At 67.6% G+C, this 17,783-nt stretch carries 13 protein-coding genes and 2 pseudogenes; 7 read left to right on the forward strand and 8 right to left on the reverse strand.

The annotated features are described in order from the left end of the window. Positions 1-72 precede the first annotated feature (72 nt). From KF889_28035 to KF889_28050, 4 genes are all read left to right on the forward strand, one after another. Positions 73-1,098, forward strand: coding sequence for an aldo/keto reductase (locus tag KF889_28035; protein ID MBX3503313.1), 1,026 nt, complete (start codon positions 73-75; stop codon positions 1,096-1,098). Between the two features lie 149 nt (positions 1,099-1,247). Next, positions 1,248-2,882, forward strand: coding sequence for a hypothetical protein (locus tag KF889_28040; GenBank protein ID MBX3503314.1), 1,635 nt, complete (start codon positions 1,248-1,250; stop codon positions 2,880-2,882). A 5-nt stretch (positions 2,883-2,887) separates the two neighbouring features. Beyond that, positions 2,888-4,030: a class I SAM-dependent methyltransferase gene (locus tag KF889_28045; protein ID MBX3503315.1), complete on the forward strand. Its 1,143-nt coding sequence runs from the start codon at positions 2,888-2,890 to the stop codon at positions 4,028-4,030. 14 nt (positions 4,031-4,044) lie between these two features. Continuing rightward, complete coding sequence (locus KF889_28050; protein ID MBX3503316.1) at positions 4,045-4,818, forward strand: phytanoyl-CoA dioxygenase family protein; 774 nt, start codon at positions 4,045-4,047, stop codon at positions 4,816-4,818. Between the two features lie 92 nt (positions 4,819-4,910). Here KF889_28050 and KF889_28055 read toward each other — a convergent pair. Continuing rightward, positions 4,911-5,832: pseudogene (locus KF889_28055) on the reverse strand (IS630 family transposase). A 131-nt stretch (positions 5,833-5,963) separates the two neighbouring features. On the opposite strand from KF889_28055, the pseudogene KF889_28060 reads away from it, so the two are divergent. Then, a pseudogene (locus KF889_28060) lies at positions 5,964-6,494 on the forward strand (transposase). A gap of 350 nt (positions 6,495-6,844) precedes the next feature. Here the strand turns inward: KF889_28060 and KF889_28065 are convergent. Genes KF889_28065 through KF889_28085 form a run of 5 tightly spaced genes read right to left on the reverse strand, consistent with a single transcriptional unit; the run spans position 6,845 to position 10,514 of the window. After that, positions 6,845-7,090, reverse strand: a complete 246-nt coding sequence (locus KF889_28065; GenBank protein MBX3503317.1) for a hypothetical protein — start codon at positions 7,088-7,090, stop codon at positions 6,845-6,847. After that, on the reverse strand, positions 7,087-8,031 hold the full coding sequence (locus KF889_28070; protein MBX3503318.1) for a hypothetical protein: 945 nt from the start codon (positions 8,029-8,031) through the stop codon (positions 7,087-7,089). The genes KF889_28065 and KF889_28070 overlap by 4 nt, the downstream gene beginning before the upstream one ends. Positions 8,032-8,041: 10 nt before the next feature. Beyond that, positions 8,042-8,404, reverse strand: coding sequence for a hypothetical protein (locus KF889_28075; protein MBX3503319.1), 363 nt, complete (start codon positions 8,402-8,404; stop codon positions 8,042-8,044). Beyond that, positions 8,404-9,117 carry a DUF4376 domain-containing protein gene (locus KF889_28080; GenBank protein ID MBX3503320.1) on the reverse strand — a complete coding sequence of 238 codons (714 nt, stop codon included), beginning with the start codon at positions 9,115-9,117 and terminating at the stop codon, positions 8,404-8,406. The genes KF889_28075 and KF889_28080 overlap by 1 nt, the downstream gene beginning before the upstream one ends. Before the next feature lie 11 nt (positions 9,118-9,128). After that, the gene (locus KF889_28085) at positions 9,129-10,514 is read right to left on the reverse strand and encodes a tail fiber protein (GenBank protein ID MBX3503321.1); all 1,386 of its coding nucleotides are present in this window, start codon (positions 10,512-10,514) and stop codon (positions 9,129-9,131) included. Between the two features lie 442 nt (positions 10,515-10,956). On the opposite strand from KF889_28085, the gene KF889_28090 reads away from it, so the two are divergent. Beyond that, positions 10,957-12,930: a M10 family metallopeptidase C-terminal domain-containing protein gene (locus KF889_28090; GenBank protein MBX3503322.1), complete on the forward strand. Its 1,974-nt coding sequence runs from the start codon at positions 10,957-10,959 to the stop codon at positions 12,928-12,930. Between the two features lie 73 nt (positions 12,931-13,003). After that, positions 13,004-14,446: a TIGR04372 family glycosyltransferase gene (locus tag KF889_28095; GenBank protein ID MBX3503323.1), complete on the forward strand. Its 1,443-nt coding sequence runs from the start codon at positions 13,004-13,006 to the stop codon at positions 14,444-14,446. Positions 14,447-14,695: 249 nt separating this feature from the next. Here the strand turns inward: KF889_28095 and KF889_28100 are convergent, their stop codons facing one another. Both KF889_28100 and KF889_28105 read right to left on the reverse strand, forming a co-directional pair. Further along, entirely contained in the window at positions 14,696-15,451 is a 756-nt protein-coding gene (locus KF889_28100) for a DUF4288 domain-containing protein (protein MBX3503324.1), read from the reverse strand. A 69-nt stretch (positions 15,452-15,520) separates the two neighbouring features. Then, positions 15,521-17,623, reverse strand: a complete 2,103-nt coding sequence (locus tag KF889_28105; GenBank protein ID MBX3503325.1) for a hypothetical protein — start codon at positions 17,621-17,623, stop codon at positions 15,521-15,523. Positions 17,624-17,783 lie beyond the last annotated feature (160 nt).

A 17,783-nucleotide genomic window follows, 5' to 3' on the forward strand; every position in this document is an offset into this window, starting at 1 on the left:
TGCGGTCAGACCCGCGTGGTGTAGGTTCGCACGACCGCAAGGTCCTTCGCTGCGCTCAGGACGACAGGTTCCATGACATCATCCACCATGCCCCGCCGCAGGATCGGCAAGACGGCGCTGGAAGTCACCGAGCTGGGCCTCGGCGGCGCGCCGCTGGGCGGCTTCCGCGCCACCATTCCCGATGCCGACGCCGCCGCCCTCGTCGCCGCGGGCTACGATGCCGGCATCAATCTCTTCGACACCTCGCCCTATTACGGCTATGGCCGCAGCGAGCTGCGCTTCGGCGCGGCGCTGCGCGAGAAGCCGCGCGAGAGCTACGTCCTGTCGACCAAGATCGGTCGCATCCTGCACGCGCAGAAGCCCGGCGAGACGCCGCCGCCGGAGTTCCGGGAAAACGGCCTGCCCGGCTTCCTGCCGACCTTCGACTACTCTTACGACGGCGTGATGCGCTCGCTCGAGCACTCGCACCTGCGGCTGGGCATCGCGCGCATCGACGTGGTGCTGGTGCACGACGTCGATTTCTGGACGACGCAGGATCGCGACGTGCTGGAGCAGCGCTTCCGCCAGGTGATGGACAGCGGCTTGCGCGCGCTCGACGAGCTGCGCCGCGCCGGCATCGTCGGCGCCATCGGCGTCGGCCTGAACGAGGCCGACATGAGCCTGCGCTTTCTGAAGGCCGGCGATTTCGACTGCGTGCTGCTGGCCGGCCGCTACACCCTGCTCGAGCAGGGCGCGCTGGCCGAGTTCATGCCGGAATGCGTCAAGCGCAACGCCTCGGTGATCCTCGGCGGGCCGTTGAACTCGGGCATCCTGGCCGGCGGCGACACCTACAACTACGTCGCCGCGCCGCCCGGGATGGTCGAGCGCGCGCGCCGCATCAAGGCGGTGTGCGATCGCCACGACGTGCCGCTGACCGCGGCGGCATTGCAGTTCCCGCTGGCGCACGAGGCGGTGTGCTCGGTGATCCCCGGCGCGCTCAGCGCCGCGGAGGTCGCCGACAACGTCGCCCACATGCGCCGCCGTATCCCGGTCGATCTGTGGGCCGAGCTGGTGCGCGAAGGCCTGCTCGATCCCGCCGCGCCGGTGCCGACGCAATAGGATATACCTTCCCCCGGAGGGGGAAGGTGCCCGAAGGGCGGATGGGGGATGTCGAAGACGGACTCCTGCGTTCGTCGTCGACATCCCCCATCCGGCGCTGCGCGCCACCTTCCCCCTCCGGGGGAAGGTAGAATTGAAAGGAGTACCCCATGCCCCGCATGACCGGCGGCGACGCCATCGTCGATTCCCTGCTCAGGCACGGCGTCGAGACCATCTACGGCCTGCCCGGCGTGCAGATGTACGGGCTGTTCGACGCCTTCGCGCGCAATGCCAACCGCATGCAGGTGATCAACGCGCGCCACGAGCAGACCACCGCCTACATGGCGCTGGGCTCTGCGCTCTCGACCGGCAAGCCCTCGGCCTACACCGTCGTGCCCGGCCCCGGCGTGATGAACACCATGGGCGCGCTGACCACGGCGTGGGGCGTCAACGCGCCGGTCATGTGCATCACCGGCCAGGTGCCCAGCGCCATGATCGGCCGCGGCCGCGGCCAGCTGCACGAGATGCCCGACCAGCTCGCCACGCTCAAGACGCTGGTGAAGTTCGCCGAACGCATCGAGCATCCCACCGAGGCGCCGCACGTCATGGCGCGCGCCTTCCAGGCGATGCTGTCGGGCCGTCCCGGTCCGGTGGCCGTCGAGATGCCCTGGGACATGTTCTCGGCCAGCGCCGACGTCACGCCGGTCGAGCCGCTGGGCAAGCGTGCCAACCCGGTGCCCGATTCCGACAAGATCGTCGCGCTCGCCAAGCTGATCGGCGAGGCCAGGGCGCCGATGATCTGGGTCGGCGGCGGCGCCGTCGACGCCGGCAAGGAGGTGCTCGAGCTGGCCGAGAAGATCGGCGCGCCCGTCGTGTCGTTCCGCACCGGCAAGGGCGTCGTCGATTCGCGCCATGACCTTTCGCTCAACACGGTCCAGGGCTTTCATCTCTGGGACAAGACCGACCTCTTGATCGGCATCGGCACGCGGCTCGACGTGCCACTGTCGCGCTGGGTGCCCTCGCCCGCCGGGCTGAAGGTGGCGCGCATCGACATCGACCCGGCCGAGCACCGCAGGCTGGCGGTGAATGTCGCGATCGTCGCCGACGCCGCCGAAGGCACGCGCGCGCTGATCGAGGCGCTGTCGAGGAAGGCCGACGGCAAGGCGTGGCGCGACGAGATCGCCGGCGCGCGCGCGGCCGGCCTGGCGCAGATCGGCAAGGCGCAGCCGCAATACGGCATGGTCGAGGCGATCCGCGAGGCGCTGGGCGAGGACGGCATCGTCGTCGACGAGGTGACGCAGGTCGCCTACATCGTGTGGTACGGCTACCCGGTGTACCGGCCGCGCACGCTGATCTCCTCGGGCTTCTCCGGCACGCTGGGCTACGGCTTCCCGACGGCGCTGGGCGTGAAGGCGGCGAACCCCGACCGCAAGGTCGTGTCGGTCACAGGCGACGGCGGCTTCCTGTTCGGCGGCTCCGATCTGGCCACCGCGGTGCAGTTCGGCATCAACCTGGTCACCGTGGTGGTCAACAATGCGAGCTACGGCAACGTGCTGCGCGACCAGCAGCGGCTCTATGACGGCCGCCACTCAGGCTCGGTGCTGACCAACCCCGACTTCCAGGGCTACGCGAAAGCATTCGGCGTGCCGTCATGGCAGGTCAAGGACGCCGCCGGCCTGAAGGGCGCGCTCAAGGAAGCGCTGGCCGCCGACGCGCCGGCGATCGTCGAGGTGGTGTCGGACATCAAGGCCGACTATCCGCCGTACGAGTTCCACCAGCCGCGGGTGAAGGTCGCGGCGCGCTGACGGTGATGGCGCAGCACTGCGTCGTCTGCGGCGCATCGAGCCTGCAGCCGGTCACGAAGTTCGCCCGGTTGCGACGGGTGACGTCCGATTGCCGGCCCTTCGACAGCGGCGGAGAGCTTGGCCAGTGCGCGCGTTGCGGCGCCGTCCAGAAGCCGGATACGCTGCGATGGCGCGCGGACTGCGCGCGGATCTACGCAGCCTATGACAGCTATGGCCTGAGCGGCGGAGCCGAGCAGGCCGTGCGCAGCGGCGACGGCAGCGCGTTTGCACCGCGCTCGGAGATCGTCCTGCGCCGCTACCGGGCATCGGTCGCGGCGCCGGCGCGCGGGCGCATCCTCGATTTCGGCTGCGGCAAGGGGCCGACGAGCCTGGCGGCATCGCGCGTGCTTTCGGGCTGGACGATCGACGGCTTCGACCAGGACGATCGCGCGCTGCCCGTGCTGTCGACGATCCCCGGCTTCGATCGGCTTTACACCGACGATCCCGCCGGCCTGCCGTCCGGTCGCTACGACCTCATCGTCCTGATGCATGCGCTCGAGCATGTCCCCACGCCCATCGACATGCTCGCGCTGCTGGCCGGCAAGCTCGCGCCCGGCGGCCATATCCTGATCGAGGTGCCGGATCGCGAGGCGAATCCCTACGATCTTCTGGTCGCCGACCATCTGCTGCACTTCGACCGCCAGGCCCTGCGAACGGTCGGTGCGAAGGCCGGCCTGGTGCCGGTTTCGGTCAGCCAGCGCTGGGTTGCCAAGGAGCTCAGCATGCTGCTCGCCTGCCAAGGAGTCGCAGAATCGCCCGAGCCTGCGCCCGATCTGCTCGATGCGAGCCGCCAGGTCGACTGGCTGTTCGCGGTGGCCGACATCTGCAGGGAAGCAGCGCGAAACCGGCCGCTCTGCATCTTCGGCTCCTCGATCGTGGGCACCTGGATCGCGAGCGAGCTGCCCACTTCGCCTGACTGCTACATCGACGAGGACCCCGGCAAGACCGGCCGCAGCCTCGACGGCGTGCCGATCGTCGCGCCGCGCGACGCGCCAGCGGGTGCGACTGTCATTCTCGCGGTCGCGCCCGCCGTCGCGGCCACCATCGCCGCGAGGCTCGCACCGCTGGGCTTCGCCTTCGTCACCGTGCCCACCTACCCGCAGAGCTGATATAGGGTGGATCGATGATGCAGGACCGCTCGAAGCTGCTCCCGGCCTTCCCGCCCGGCACCTCGGCGATCGCGATTTCGCGTCTCGCCGACAGCGCGCTCCTGGCCGAGCTCCAGGCCGTCACCGGCTACTTCTTCGCCCAGCCGACGGGGCACTATGTCGACATGGCCGCCGACGTGTACCGCGCGCTGGTGGCCGAGGCGCAGGACGAGCTCAACCGCCGCCAGATGGCGCGACGGCTGGCGGACGACCGCCGCGCCGAGCTGGCGGCGATCCTCGGCACCGACGCGATCCTGATCCAGACCAATCTCTATCTGCGCGCCACGCGGCCGAGGAGCGCCAGCGGCCAGGAGCATATCGGCTGGCACCGCGAGAGCTTCTACGGCCCCGACATGGATGCGTCGGTCAATTTCTGGGTGCCGATCCGCAACGTGTCGGTCGACAACGCCATGCGCTACGTCCCCGACAGCCATCTGATCCCCGACGACGCGATCCAGACGGTCCAGGAAGACAGCGCCGACGTGGCGCGGTACTCCGTCGGTCATTGGATCGGACTCCTCTACGCGCCCAAGCGGATCGTCGGCGGCGTCGAGCTGTCGTCCAGCCGCCCGCTGGTGGCGACGTCGGGTGAAGCCGCCATCTTCTCCGGCGCCCTCATCCACGGCGCAGCGGAGAACCGCACCGAGCAGATCCGGTTCAGCGTCGACTTCCGCGCCATCGCGCAGTGCAACCTGGCGACCGACAAGCACCACTACACGAGCGGCAAGTCGTATTTCGAGCGGCTTTGAGTGGGACCCCAATCTATTGCCTGCATTTATTGAGTCGCCTGACAACCGCCAGCGTGACAATGCTGAGTTCACTTCTCATTCAGCATATGCTCCTAGAGCGGATTCCGATTGACAGGAACGTAGCCAGCGTTGGCGAAGAAGTTGGCACATTCGACGGAGGAGAAGCGCAGCAGAAGAAGGCCGACGCCAGCCCAGAGAGACTCAAGAGAGCGAGCGGCAAGTTGGCGCAGGATGGCCTCGAGCTTGGCGAAGACCTGCTCGACGGGATTGAAGTTGGGTCTGTAGGCAGGCAGGAACAGAAGGCGTGCGCCAACAGTTCGATGGCGGCCAGCACCGCGGGGCCTTTGTGGGAACCGAGATTGTCCATGACGACGATGTCGCCGGGCGCTAAGGTCGGGACGAAGAACTGTTCGACTCAAGCGAGGAAAGTCTCACCGTTGATGGGCCCATCGATGACGTATGGTGCAGTGATGGCGTTGTGGCGCAGAGCGGCGAGGAAGGTGCTGGTTGCCAGTGGCCATGCGGGACGCGACCGATGAGGCGCTGACCGCGTGGGGCGCGACCCCGGAGGCGCGCCATGTTGGTCTTTGATCCAGGTTTCATCGGCGAAGATGAGCTTCGCCGGGTCGAGTTGCGCCCGGCTCTCAGTCCAGCCTTGCCGGTTCGCGGCGACGTCGGGCCGATCCCGCTCGGCAGCCTGGAGCGACTTATTTGGAGCGTCAGGCTCAGTGACTGCAGGTAACGATTGACTGAGCTGCGGCCAACGGCAACGCCCTGCGCCACCAAGGCCGCCCGCAACTCATCGAGCGTCATGTCCGGCTGAGCCCTCACGAGCGCGCGAACCAGTTCCTCACGGCCTGCCAATGCATAGGGCTTGCGCCGTGTCGGCTTCTTGGGCTCCAGGCTGCCGGTGCGCCGATGATGCTGCACCAGCTTGACCATACTGCTCGCGCTGACGTCGAAGCGCACCGCCACGGCTTGGCGCGACAGACCCGCCACGAAGGCTGACATCATTCGCTCGCGAATATCCACGGAAAGGTCGCCCCATCGCCGCTGACCTCCTCACGCCCAGCCAGCAGTCTGAATCACACTTCAGCCTTTCCGGGAATCCCCTACCGATTCCTGACTTTCGGAATAGGCTCAAGCTAGCTAGCGACGCCCATGGGGGCATCAAGGCGGCCGCCAGCAAGATCTTCACCGCCACCTGGCAGCGCTGTCGGGTCCACTTCATGCGCAATGCCCTGGCGCACGCCGGCAGGAGCGGGCGGCGTGTAGTCTCGGCCTTCATCGCCACCGCCTTCGCCCAGGACGACACCAAGGCCGCCAAGCAGCAGTGGCGCCGCGTCGCCGATCAGCTCAAGCCCAAGCTCCCCAAGCTCGCCGTCTTGATGGACCACGCCGAGCCCGACGTGCTGGCCTACATGAGCTTCGCCGCCCAGCATCGCGCCAAGCTGCACTCGACCAATCCCATCGAGCGGCTGATCGGCGAGATCAAGCGCCGCACCGACGTCGTCGGCATCTTCCCCAACGAGGACGCCATCACCCGCCTCGTCGGTGCCATCCTGCTCGAGCAGAGCGACGAGTGGGCCGTCCAGCGCGCCCACTACATCACTCTGGAAAGCATCGCGCCCGTCAGCGATGATCCCATCATCGGGCTGCCCGCCGTGGCCGCCTGATTGATCCGGCTCCGGCCTGGATGCGCCGCTCTGACCTTCCGTCAGCTACACCACGGCTCGGGACATGATCTTTCTCACTGACGACCCTCAGCTCGTCCGATCCATCGGTTATCGCCCTTGGGCATGCGTCAGTATCTAACTGGGCTGGTGTAACCGTGCTGCCAAGAGGCTTAGCGTGCCCTGCGCACGCAAACCCGTCGCTGACTTACTCGCATAGCGTCGACCACGCGGCATTGTGCTGGCGCACCTGCGTCACCGTCTCAGCCGAGTCGCTGGCAGCGCTGTAGGTGATCGGCTGGAACGCCGTGCACGCCGTGTCGACGGTCCCGGTGCAGGCTGCCAGTAGCAGACTAGCGACGATCGCGATTGAAGGGATCCGCATTCATCGCTCCTTGGTCGTTGGGCTTCACCTTCGCTCGGGCTCTGGCCGCAGCCGCCGTCCGCTCCAGCGCCGCAGCCGTGGCCGCAGCAGCCGCGGCCGTCTTGCCCTCACCATAAGCCCACAGCAGCACCAGGCCGATCGCCAGGGCCACCGCGCCGCCGATCAGGGCGCACTGACCCAGCCGCGATCCGAGGAAGGTCCAGATGAGGGTCATGTGCTCACCGCCTCGCCGTTGAGCAGCTTCCGCCCGTAGCGCCACAGCACGTAGGCGAGGCAGGCGACCACCAGCACGCCCAGCCCGATCTCCGTCCACGGCGACGGCAGGAAGGTGCCGAGGAAGCCCTTGGAAGCATCGGCCAGGGTGCGCACCTCGCCGACCCTGGTGACGGCGTCGGCAACGGTAATGGTTGAGGCCACCGCGCCGGTCACGGCGACGGCGCCCGTCTTCCCAGTCACCACCTGCTTGGCCGCCTCGGTCGGCGTCGCCGGCGCCGGCTTCGGTTCGGTTGCCTGCAGCACCTTCAGCGCACGCGCAAAGTGCGCCTGGTGGGCGGTGAACTCTTTCAGGCCGCTGTTCATCACGCGCATGGCGCCGAGGAAGTCCCCCCGGTCCATGCGCTCGTTGTTGCCGGCGGCCTTCCAATAGTGCCCGAAGGCCTCGGCGCCGCGCGCCGGGTCGAGCAGCAGGTCGGGGTCGCTGTCCTCGGGCAGCCCCATGCGCCGGAACACGGCGCGATAGTTGCGCTTGCCGGTGATCTGGCCCGGGCCGCGGCCGCGATAGCGGTAGCCGTCACCCGGCCGGTCATTGCCCAGCGACAGGCCGCCGCGATTGGCGTCGTCGTAGACCCAGTTGAAGAACGCGACGTCGAAGCGCTCGCGGCCGAAGGACTTCCACAGCGCGAGTTGCGCCGGGGTGGGCGCGGCGATGCCGAAGAGCCCGACGATGCGTTCGTGCGGCGTGCTGAAGTAGCTCGCCTCGGCCGTGGCGTTGAGCTGGCCGGTCTCGTTCGCCACCGAGGCGAGGAAGCCGGCCATGCGCTCGATCGTGTCGATGGCGTTGGCCGCCATGGCCTCGCGCAGCGGGCCGATCCAGGCGGCGATGGCGGCGGGCCGGGCCGCCGGCATGATGGCACGCAGCTGCATTTCGGTGAGCATGTCCGGTCTCCTATTGGCGCTTCGTTTGCCGGCGCTGGTCCTCGATCAGCGCATTGATCCGTTCGACCAGCACCGCCACTTGCACGGTGATCTGCGTCACTTTGTCTGTCAGCATGTCGATCTTCGCGTCCTGGTCGCGCAGCCGGTCGGACTGTGTCATCTGGCGGCCCTCCAGCGGCACCAGTCGCTGGTTGACGCGCGCCTCGAGCACGACGAGCTGGTCGGGCACGCGCTGCACCGCCGACTGCGTCTCCACCGTCGTCTTGAGGTTCCACCCGCCCAGCGCGCAGGTGCCGACCATGGCGGCGCGCGCGAACAGCGTCAGGACCGCATTGTGCGCCAGCTTCTCGGCCTTGGAAGGGAGGGCTGCCATCAATCCCAGCCCCTGGTGACGTCGATCGCCGCCAACACGTCGGTATCCGATGCGGCGAGAACGCGGTCCTTCAGCGCCCGTGCCCTGAGCCGACGGGCAATCACCACCTCGGATGCGGCATTGGCGAACGCAACGTACCCGGCCGCCGTAAACGGCACGCCGCTGTTGTCGTGCGCGATGAAGACGAAGTCCTCGGCCCAGGTCGCTCCCGGCACAGCCAACAGCACCATGGTCGCCTTGGTCACGAGCGCGGTGATACGGGCTTGGCTGGCCTCGTCGAGCTGGTAGACGACGCCCCCGTAGGTGAACCCCTGGGCGTTGCGGCGCGTCAGCTCGGCACGAACCTCAGCGAGGCGCAACGCCTTCGCATCATCGAGCGGCAGCGCCCAGCCGTCGCCCGACCAGCGATGCAGCGGAGTGGGAGGTCCCTCGGGTGTCTCGTCCTCGCCGATCGATCCGGGCGCCTCGATCACACGCGCGGCACCGGTCGCCTTGTCGTAGACCGTTAAACCGCGATGATCGTCGACCACCGACCAAGTGCCGGTGTGTAGCACCGCGACCTTGCCGGTTTGCGGCACTGGCGGCGCCTTCGTGGTGGCACCCTCGGGGATCAGCCACACCTCGCCCTCGTCAGCGGGCGAGCGGCGCGCTGTGGACGTGGCGCCATTGAAGGCGCCGAAGCGATCGACGTGAAACAGGATGGGTGCGCTCACGACCTTGATCCTCACTGGTATTTGATAATCGGCAGGTATGCGCGGTTCCTAGGCCGCGTCTCAGTGCCGCCAGAGGATTGTGTGGCAACCGAAGCATTGTTGGCCTGGTTGATGGCATTGCCACCCACACCGCCAGCGAGAACGGCTGCTTGATAGTCGACAAGGTGTGAATGCGCCTTGTTGTCGTCCGCCTGGTAGGATGCGATCGCGCGGCCGCTGGCGGCCTTACCCCGCACAAAGACATCGCGATCGTCCGGCAACTTGAACGTCGTCGAGCCGTCACCCAGACCAAACAGCGATCGCATGTAGGTATGCGAGCCGCTCTGGCCGCCCGACGTGTTGACGGCGGTTCCCGCGGCCGCGTTCGCCTCCGTCGTCGCCAGCCGGAACGTATCGGCATTGATGAAAATCACGAAGAAGTCGTCCGTCGTGTTCAGCCCGGTCGGCAGCGCCCCGGTCGTCGACAGCCGCAGTCGCTCGCCGCCGGTGAAGCCGTGCCCCACCTTGGTGACCACTCCGGGCGAAGCGATCGTGACCGCGAACGTCTGGCCGGTGTAACCCGATGTCGTCACCAGCACGGCGAAGAGGGCTGCATATGTCGTGCGGCTGATCAGCGATCCGTCACGCACCAGGTAGCCGGCCGGCGGCGTCTCTGTCGGCCACCACAGTGGCGTGCCGACCGGCATCGCCGCCAGCGCTGCGGCGGCCGCCGCCACCGACGCGATACTCTCCGCCTGCTGCTTCGGCACTGCCTCCAGCGGGTTGCTGGCATTGCCCGGCAGCGTTTGCGCCCCTGTGAAGCTGTTGGCGCCCAGGCCGGGCACGACCAGGGCGGCACGCGCCAGCGCCAGCGAGGCCGCGGTGACCACCGGCTGCATCGCCGAAGATACCGCCTGGGCGGCCAGGCCCGTGAACAGTGTCGGCGAGCCCGTCGGGCCGAAGCCGAGGAAGGTATTGGCGCGCGCCGCGTCGGTTGCTTCCAGCTCGCCGATCGCCGATTGCGAGGGCGACAGCTTCAACGCGCGCGCCAGCTGCTCGCGCAGCTGCTGCACCTGCATCACCATCAGGTCGATGCCCCGCTCCAGCACCTCGGGGAAGAAGCCGCCCTGGTTCTTGAGGTCGATCGCCTGGGTGTAGGGCACGCTGCGCAAGATGGTGAGCTTGGTGCCGCCGGCGATCGCCGGGCCGTAGGTCACCGTGCCGCCGGGGCTGGAATCCTGGTCGGCGTTCAGGCTCACGCCGTAGTCGCCGGGCTCCAGCGTGGTCTCGTCGCCGCCGGCGTCGGTGTAGGTGACGACGAGGTGTTCGGGATCGAAGACCTTGAACGAGAACGGCCACGACGTCGTGACGCCGTTGCCATTGCCGATGATCTTGTTCGTGCTGCTCGAGACGGTCATGGGTATCTCCGTCCCGGCAAGATAGAGACGGCGCCGCGCCGACGCGATTTCAACCTCTAGCGGTGCTCGACAGGGGCAAGTGATGCTACGCGCACAGGCGTTATTTCCACCCCTACGCGTGTCGAGGCGGCCACTTGCGGGCTAGGCGGGCTTCCACTGCGCCCCGGAACAGGAAGCAGGACCCGACGAACGCGACTCGCAAATCCTCCACTTATTTGTTAGCTTGCCTGATTAACTTTATGATATATATAGTAAACTTTTGTGCTTCAAAGTGGACCTTCCTGGTATTGACCGAGTTGCGTGGTGAACGCAATAAGACGATCAACTGACCCATTGAGGATTCACCGCGCCGGTCGCGCGGACATCCGGCCGGCTACGGTGTGACGCCAACGTGCTGTGTTCCTGCCTGATCTGCCGCTCCATACAGGATGCCAGCACCGGGTTGCTGGACCCCGCCTCTATCCCGCCACCCTACGACGCGGCCGTCGGCACGACACTGGGCGGCACGCCGACCTCGCCGGCCAACGGCGTGCTGAGCAGCTACAAGTGGTCGGGTCCGGTCACCTACAGCTTCCCCACCCTGGCCAGCAACTATGAAGCCGGTTATGGCGAGGTCAGCAGCGGCTTTGCCGCCATCTCGAACGCGCAGCGCCAGGCCGTGCGCTACATCCTTGAGGGCACCAGCTCGCAGGCCGGCGGGCCGGTGTTCCGCTATGGCTCCTTCGAATCGGTCATCGCGGTGTCGATCAGCGAGGTCGCGAACCCGTCAAACGGCGCGCTGAACACCGCCGACATCCGGGTGGCGCAGTCGTCCTGGGCCAATCCCACGGCCTACGCCTACTACCCGGCGCCCGGCGCGGGCGGCTATGCCGGCGACATCTGGTTCGGCAACGCCTACGACTACCGCAGCCCCGTGGTCGGCACCTATGTGTGGTCGACCCACATCCATGAGCTCGGTCACGCGATGGGCCTGAGCCACGGCCACGAGGCTTCGCCCTATGGCGCGCTTCCCGCCGACCGCGACGGCCTCGAGTTCTCGGTCATGACCTACCGCAGCTATGTCGGCGGTCCCGCGGACTATTATCGGGTCGAGACCTATGGCGGCCCGCAGACGCTGATGATGTATGACATCGCCGCTCTGCAGTACCTCTACGGCGCCGATTTCACGACCAACGCCACGGACACGGTCTATCGCTGGAACCCCCTGACCGGCGAGATGAGCGTCAACGGCGTCGGCCAGGGCGCGCCGGGCGGCGGCATCGGCGGCGCCGCCAACCGCGTGCTGATGACCATCTGGGACGGCGGCGGCGTCGACACCTATGACCTGTCCAACTATGCCGGCGGCGTCTCGGTCGACCTGCGGCCCGGGCAATGGTCGATCACCTCGCAGGCACAGCGCTCCGATCTCGATGTGCTCAATCCCGGCCAGCACTATGCCGCCGGCAACGTCTACAACGCCCTGCTCTACAACGGCGACGCACGCTCCTACATCGAGAACGCGATCGGCGGCGCCGGCGCCGACACGATTGTCGGCAACGACATCGCCAACACCCTGCTTGGCGGCGGCGGCGCGGATCAGCTGTTCGGCGGCCTCGGCAACGACCGGCTCGAGGGCGAGGGCGGCAACGACACGTTGTTCGGCGGTCTGGGCGACGACATCCTGGTCGGCGGCCCGGGCAACGACTTCATCGATGGCGGCGAAGGTTTCGACGTCGCTGTCTACAGCGGGCTGCGCGCCCAGTACGCCATCACGAGCCTCTCGGACGGCTCCCGCCAGGTTCTCGACCTGCGGGCGGGTGCACCGGATGGCCTCGATATCCTCCTGAACGTCGAGTTCCTGCAGTTTGCGGATGGAACAATGGGTCTGTTCCAGACCATCGAGGCGAACGGCGCGACGCACCTGGTCGAGGCCGCCGGTCGCTACTTCCTGCACGACAGCGGCGGCAACGGCCCGTCGCTGAAGTTCGGCGGCGCCGACTTCGTCGTCGGCCAGTTCGGCGTGCCGTGGATGCCGATCGCCGCCGAGGCCGTGGCCGGCGGCGGCTACAGGGTCGCCTGGAAGGTCACCGGCGCCGACCAGTACACCGTGTGGAACGTCGCCAGCGACGGCAACTACGTCGCCTCGGCGATCCCCGTCGTCGGCGCCACCGACTTCAGCCTGCAATCCTACGAGACCGCGTTCCAGCAGGACCTCAACGGCGACGGCCAGATCGGCATCGCTTCGGCGGCGCCACTGGCAGGTGCGGCCGATGGCCTGGACAAGCTTCTCAATGCCGATGCCGCAACACACGGGCTCGACGCCGATGCCCTGGTCGGGGCGGTCACGCACGTCGATCTGGCGACTGCGCTGGACTTGATCTACCCGGATCATCTGTCGATCGTCGTCCCCGACGATCAGGGCTCGCATTTCATCTGAGAGCGTCGCCGCTGGCCACCAGCGGGTCGGCGCATCGGGCGCCGCAGGGCGGCAACGGAGCATCGACATCGACATGCCGGGTTGGTTCGCCGGATTGTGGCCATGGCGCGACAGGCCCGACCCGGCCATCGACCCCCATGCCCCGCTGGCCGCCGAGCGCGCGGCGGCGCGGCGCGGCGATGTCGCGGCCGCCCTGCCCGGCTACGTCGCCCTGTTGCGCCACTACGCCGGCACGGGCGACACCTCGCCGTCGGGCCGGCCGAGGCCGACGGCCCTGCTGCTCGAGCAGATCGGGCACGACGAGTCGGCGGCCGACGGCCTGCCGATCGAGGCCGCCACCATGCTGGCGGAAGACCTGGTCAACATCGATTGCGACTTCGCCAGCGCCATGACCGTGCTGCGCCACAAGGTGGTGCTGCAGGCGCAATGGCAGCGGCGCCACGGCGCCAGCGCGGACCTGCTGCTGGGCGAGGAATGGACCCGCAACATCGGCCATATCGGTCTCATCCAGTATCCGGTCAAGCTGAAGCGGCTGGGCCTCGCGGCGTGGGATCGCATCGTCGTGGTGGCGCGCGCCGGGGCGGTGGCCAACGCCGCCCTGCTGCGGCAATACGCCGGCGAGATCGCGATCGAGACCGACCCCGATCGCGTGGCCGGCCTGGCGCCGATGGTCTGCGGCACCGGCCTGCGCAACTTCGACCTGCTGTCGTGGCCCGGCCAGGACACCATCTTCGCCCGCGAGGCCTGCAACGTCATCGAGGGGCTGTGGCGGATGCGTCACGGCGAGAGGCCGCTGCTCGGCCTCGACGAGGCGCAGATCGCGGCAGGTCGCGCCGGGGCGCGCGCCATCGGCCTGCCAGAGGACGCGTCCTTCGTCTGCCTGCACGTGCGCGAGAGCGGCTATCACGGCGACGTCGAGCATCGGCAGCGCGCCTTCGGCATCGCCGACTACCTGCCGGCGATCCACGCCGTCACGGCGCGCGGCGACTGGATCGTGCGCCTGGGCGATCCGTCGATGACGCCGCTGCCGCCGATGGACCGTGTCATCGACTACGCGCTCAGCCCGGCGCGCGCGGCGGCGCTCGACGTCTGGCTGGCGGCGCGCTGCCGCTTCTACATCGGCACCAATTCCGGCCCGATGTTCATGCCGCATCTGTTCGGCAGGCCGGCGCTGATCACCAACTACGCCTTCCTGTTCGGCGCGCCGCCGCTGGGGCCGAGCTCGCGCTTTCTGCCGCGGCCGCTGAAGCGGCGTGGACGGACGTTGCGCTTCGCCGCGGCGATGGCCGACGAGGCCATGAAATCCACCCACAACGAGCGCGCCTTCGGCCTGCGCGGCTTCTCCTCGATCGGCAACACACCGCAGGAGATCCTGCAGGCCACGATGGAGATGTACGCGCCGGGCCCCGCCGACGCGCTGCAACGCCGCTTCGCCGACCTCGCGCCGGCCGCGCACCGCGCCGGCAACGCCCTGGTCGGCGCCCGGTTCATCGCCGACCACATGGCGCTCCTGTAGCGGGTTCCGCGGCAGCGCTCATGAGAGGTCGCATTGCTTGAACGCCATCCATTCAGTCATCGACCAGCGGCAAGTTCTCCTGCCGATGGAAGATGAACTTCCCCCAATTTGGAAACGGCTCCGGAAAGCCCAGGCGATGGACCGCGTGGGTCACAGGATGCGTCACCGGAGGCCCGCGACACCCCGCAACTTTGCGGCGAACGGGCTCACACCAGCGGGGCGTCTGGTTGGACCCGTACCGCAGCGAACTCAGACGCCGGTCGAACGCGGCTTCGATCGCTCAGGATGAAACACCGTGTCGAATGGGACACGGTCGGTGTCCTGCATTGGGGCCGGCTCGCTGTGGACGTCGATGGCGTCGCCCAATTCACCCGAGCCGAGCAGGTTCAATGACAGGATCTGGGCCAGCCGCCATTGCGCGCGTTGGTCATTCCAATTCACGAAGCTCGACTCCTCCGCTCGACCAAGCCTGATCGCTCTGGCGTGCGCGGCATCGAAATCCGTCGACCGGAACGTGTGCACCTGGTCGTCGAACATGTCGTCAACCGGCGCGTCGATCATGCGGACCATGCGGAGCTTGGCGCTGTACCAGCACGAGCTATCGTCGATCGCGCCGTCGTTCCGGAGGGTCACCAATCGCCGCCGAATCGGCAGCGAGGTTTCCGGCCGGAAGGTCGTGCCAAAAGAGCTTCCCTTCCCGTCGATCCACTCGGAATAAACTTCAGCACCGTCAGGGTTCTGGTTTCGCAGCACGTCGAGCGTCAAGACCTCGACCAGTCGCCATTCGACGAGTTGGGTGCCGGTCTCCCGTCGTCCCAGGTCTCGTTCCAAGGCCCGCCCGATCTCAAGGACCAGCGACAGTTCTGGGAAGAAGGGTGCGTAGAACAGGACGATATGATCGACCAGCGCCTCGCAGCCACGCGAATGGACCATCCTGGCCATCCGCAGGCGAGTGCTGGCCCATCTCATGTCGACGGCATCGCCCGGCTGGTCCGTCTTACTCATGCCAGTGTCCCCCGACCAACGGTCCAATATCCGTCCGCCCCGCCGATGTCATCCGATCAATGGCATGGGTCATTTGTCGAACCTTTCTTGCATGAGCAACTTTCGCATCCTTCGCCCTTCCGTGGGATGATCAAGCGCGTGTCGTACAGAGCGCCCTTTTGCGCGAAGCCCCGTATCGACTTCTGCACGTATCGAGCCCTTTTTGAACTTCGAGATGAAGTCCTCCAGATCCATATCCAGATTGTCGATGGCCTGGCGTGCCCTCTGGCTCTCGGCTTTCCAGTCATATTTCTTGGCAAGCTCACTGTATTTCTCTTCCGCCAGCCCTTCGGCTTCGGCCCTTGCCACTGCTTCCTTGTCTTTCCGCGCCTTTTCTTCCGGATCTTCGGGCGGAAGTTCGGGCGGCAACAGGTCCTCGGCCACGCCGTTCGCCCTCAGTATCTCCCGATCTCTTTGGCGCGCCCGCACTTTCTCCTGCCACTTCTTCTCCTCCGGCGTCATCGCCACGGCGTGCGGGAAGAACTGCCTCAGCGGCGGATCGGGGTACCGTTCCTCCAGCGTGCGGTCGCGGAATCCCTGCCAGTTCAGGTTCGCGTCGAACAATTCCCAGGCGCCTGGCGTCCTGGGATCGATCGCGCGAACGATATGCTCGCCGGTGCTTGGATTGACGAAGACCTGCCGGCCCTGCGCGTCGATGGGTGCGGCATCCGTCGGCACGAAGCCGAGCCGCGCGGCCTCGGCGATCTCGTTCTTCTGCGCAATCCGCGGCGGGAAGCGTTGCCCGGAGAAGGCATAGCCCCAGTCAGCCATCGCTGCCCTGAGGTCGGCTTCCCACTCCCGGAGCTCGGCATGTTCCCTGGCGGTGGCCTCCAAAGCCCTGTTTGCCGCCTGCAACGCCTGCACAGCGACGCTCATCGCGGCCGCATTGCTCGAAGGGATGGCCTGGAGCGCGGCGCGGGCGTTGGCGGCGCGAGTCATGGCGGCGGCGAGCTCACGTTGGGCGGCGATTGTGGCGCGTTCAGCAATCACTGTGAGCGCACGCAACTCTGCCAGAGTGCCGGCGCTTGGTGCGGTCGCGCGATTCGCCTGAACGCGATGGATACCCGGCCGATCGCCTGGAGGCGGAAGAGACGGAACGAAGCTCAGCGGCGTGCTTTCGATTGTACTTCGCCGATTCCATTCGAGCGTCTGCGTTGAGCGCGGCTCGGTCGGAACATGCCGCGCGACCGTATCGGCGATGTCGGCGTCGTCGGGACGCTTGCCGGCGATGCGGTGCTTTGTATCGATCTCTTCGACCAGTTCGGCGCGGGCGTTCGTAGCCTCGTCAGCCCCGCTTGCCGGCAGCATCTTCTCTGCGATTCGCAGGCCGCGCTTGATGGCGTAGAGCTGATCTTCAGTTGCGGGGTCATTGCGCCTGATGCCGGCCTGCCAGTCGTGGAAGCGTTGCCATTGCGGCAGTGGCAGGCGCGCGACAGCAGGAACAAGGTCGCGGCGCGCGAAGATGTGCGGCGCCTCGGTCATCTCGGTCGCCAGTTCGACGACCAACGCCGGGTTCGGTGCCGGCTCGGAGCCGCGTGCGTTGTGGCCGAGACGGGTTTCGATCGCCTGGCGGTGGTCGGCATCGAGCTTCACCCAGTCGCGCACCGGGATCTGCGAGGTGTCGGTCAGCCCGTCTTTCAGCACACGCGCCAGCACCTGCTCGGCCAGGGTCCGGGCGCGGGCCTCGTCGGCCGCGGCGGCGCTGTGCAGGGTGCGGATGGTGGCGGCGCGTGTCGCCGGATCGGCGATCGCTTCGGCCTGTCGCAGGCGCCACTGCGGCACCGACGGCTCGTTCTCCGGTGGCGTGGCGTTCAGGATATCCATGCTGGCCTGGCGGGCGTGCTCGCGCGTTTGCGCTTCGGCGAGCAGCGCGTCGAGGGCGGCTCGGTCTGATGCCTCGATGTGCTGTTCGTAGCGCGTGTGCAGGGAGCGCGCGCGTTCGGGGTCGCGCTCGACCGCCGCCTCGATCGCCGACACCAGCGTGCGGCTGGTCTGCCGGCGCAGCGTTGCCTCGGTCAGCGCGGAGTCCCAGTGGTGACGTTCGGCCTGTTCGTTGACCTCCGCGCGCGTCGTGCCCAGGGCGCGGCGCAGCAGGGCGTCGTCGCTCCAGTGCAGACGGGCGTCGGCCTGCATCTGCGCGATGCGCCGTTCGCCGGCGTGGTCGTATCAGCGCAACCGCTCGGCGGCGCTGTGGCGCTCGATCTGGGTGCTGAAGCTCGCCAGCCGGCGCTCGCTGAGGTCCTGCAGCATCTGGCGCTGGTCGTCGTCGGCCATGGTCACCATCTCGCGGGCC

The organism is Alphaproteobacteria bacterium (assembly GCA_019635875.1).
Taxonomy (GTDB): domain Bacteria; phylum Pseudomonadota; class Alphaproteobacteria; order Reyranellales; family Reyranellaceae; genus JAFAZJ01.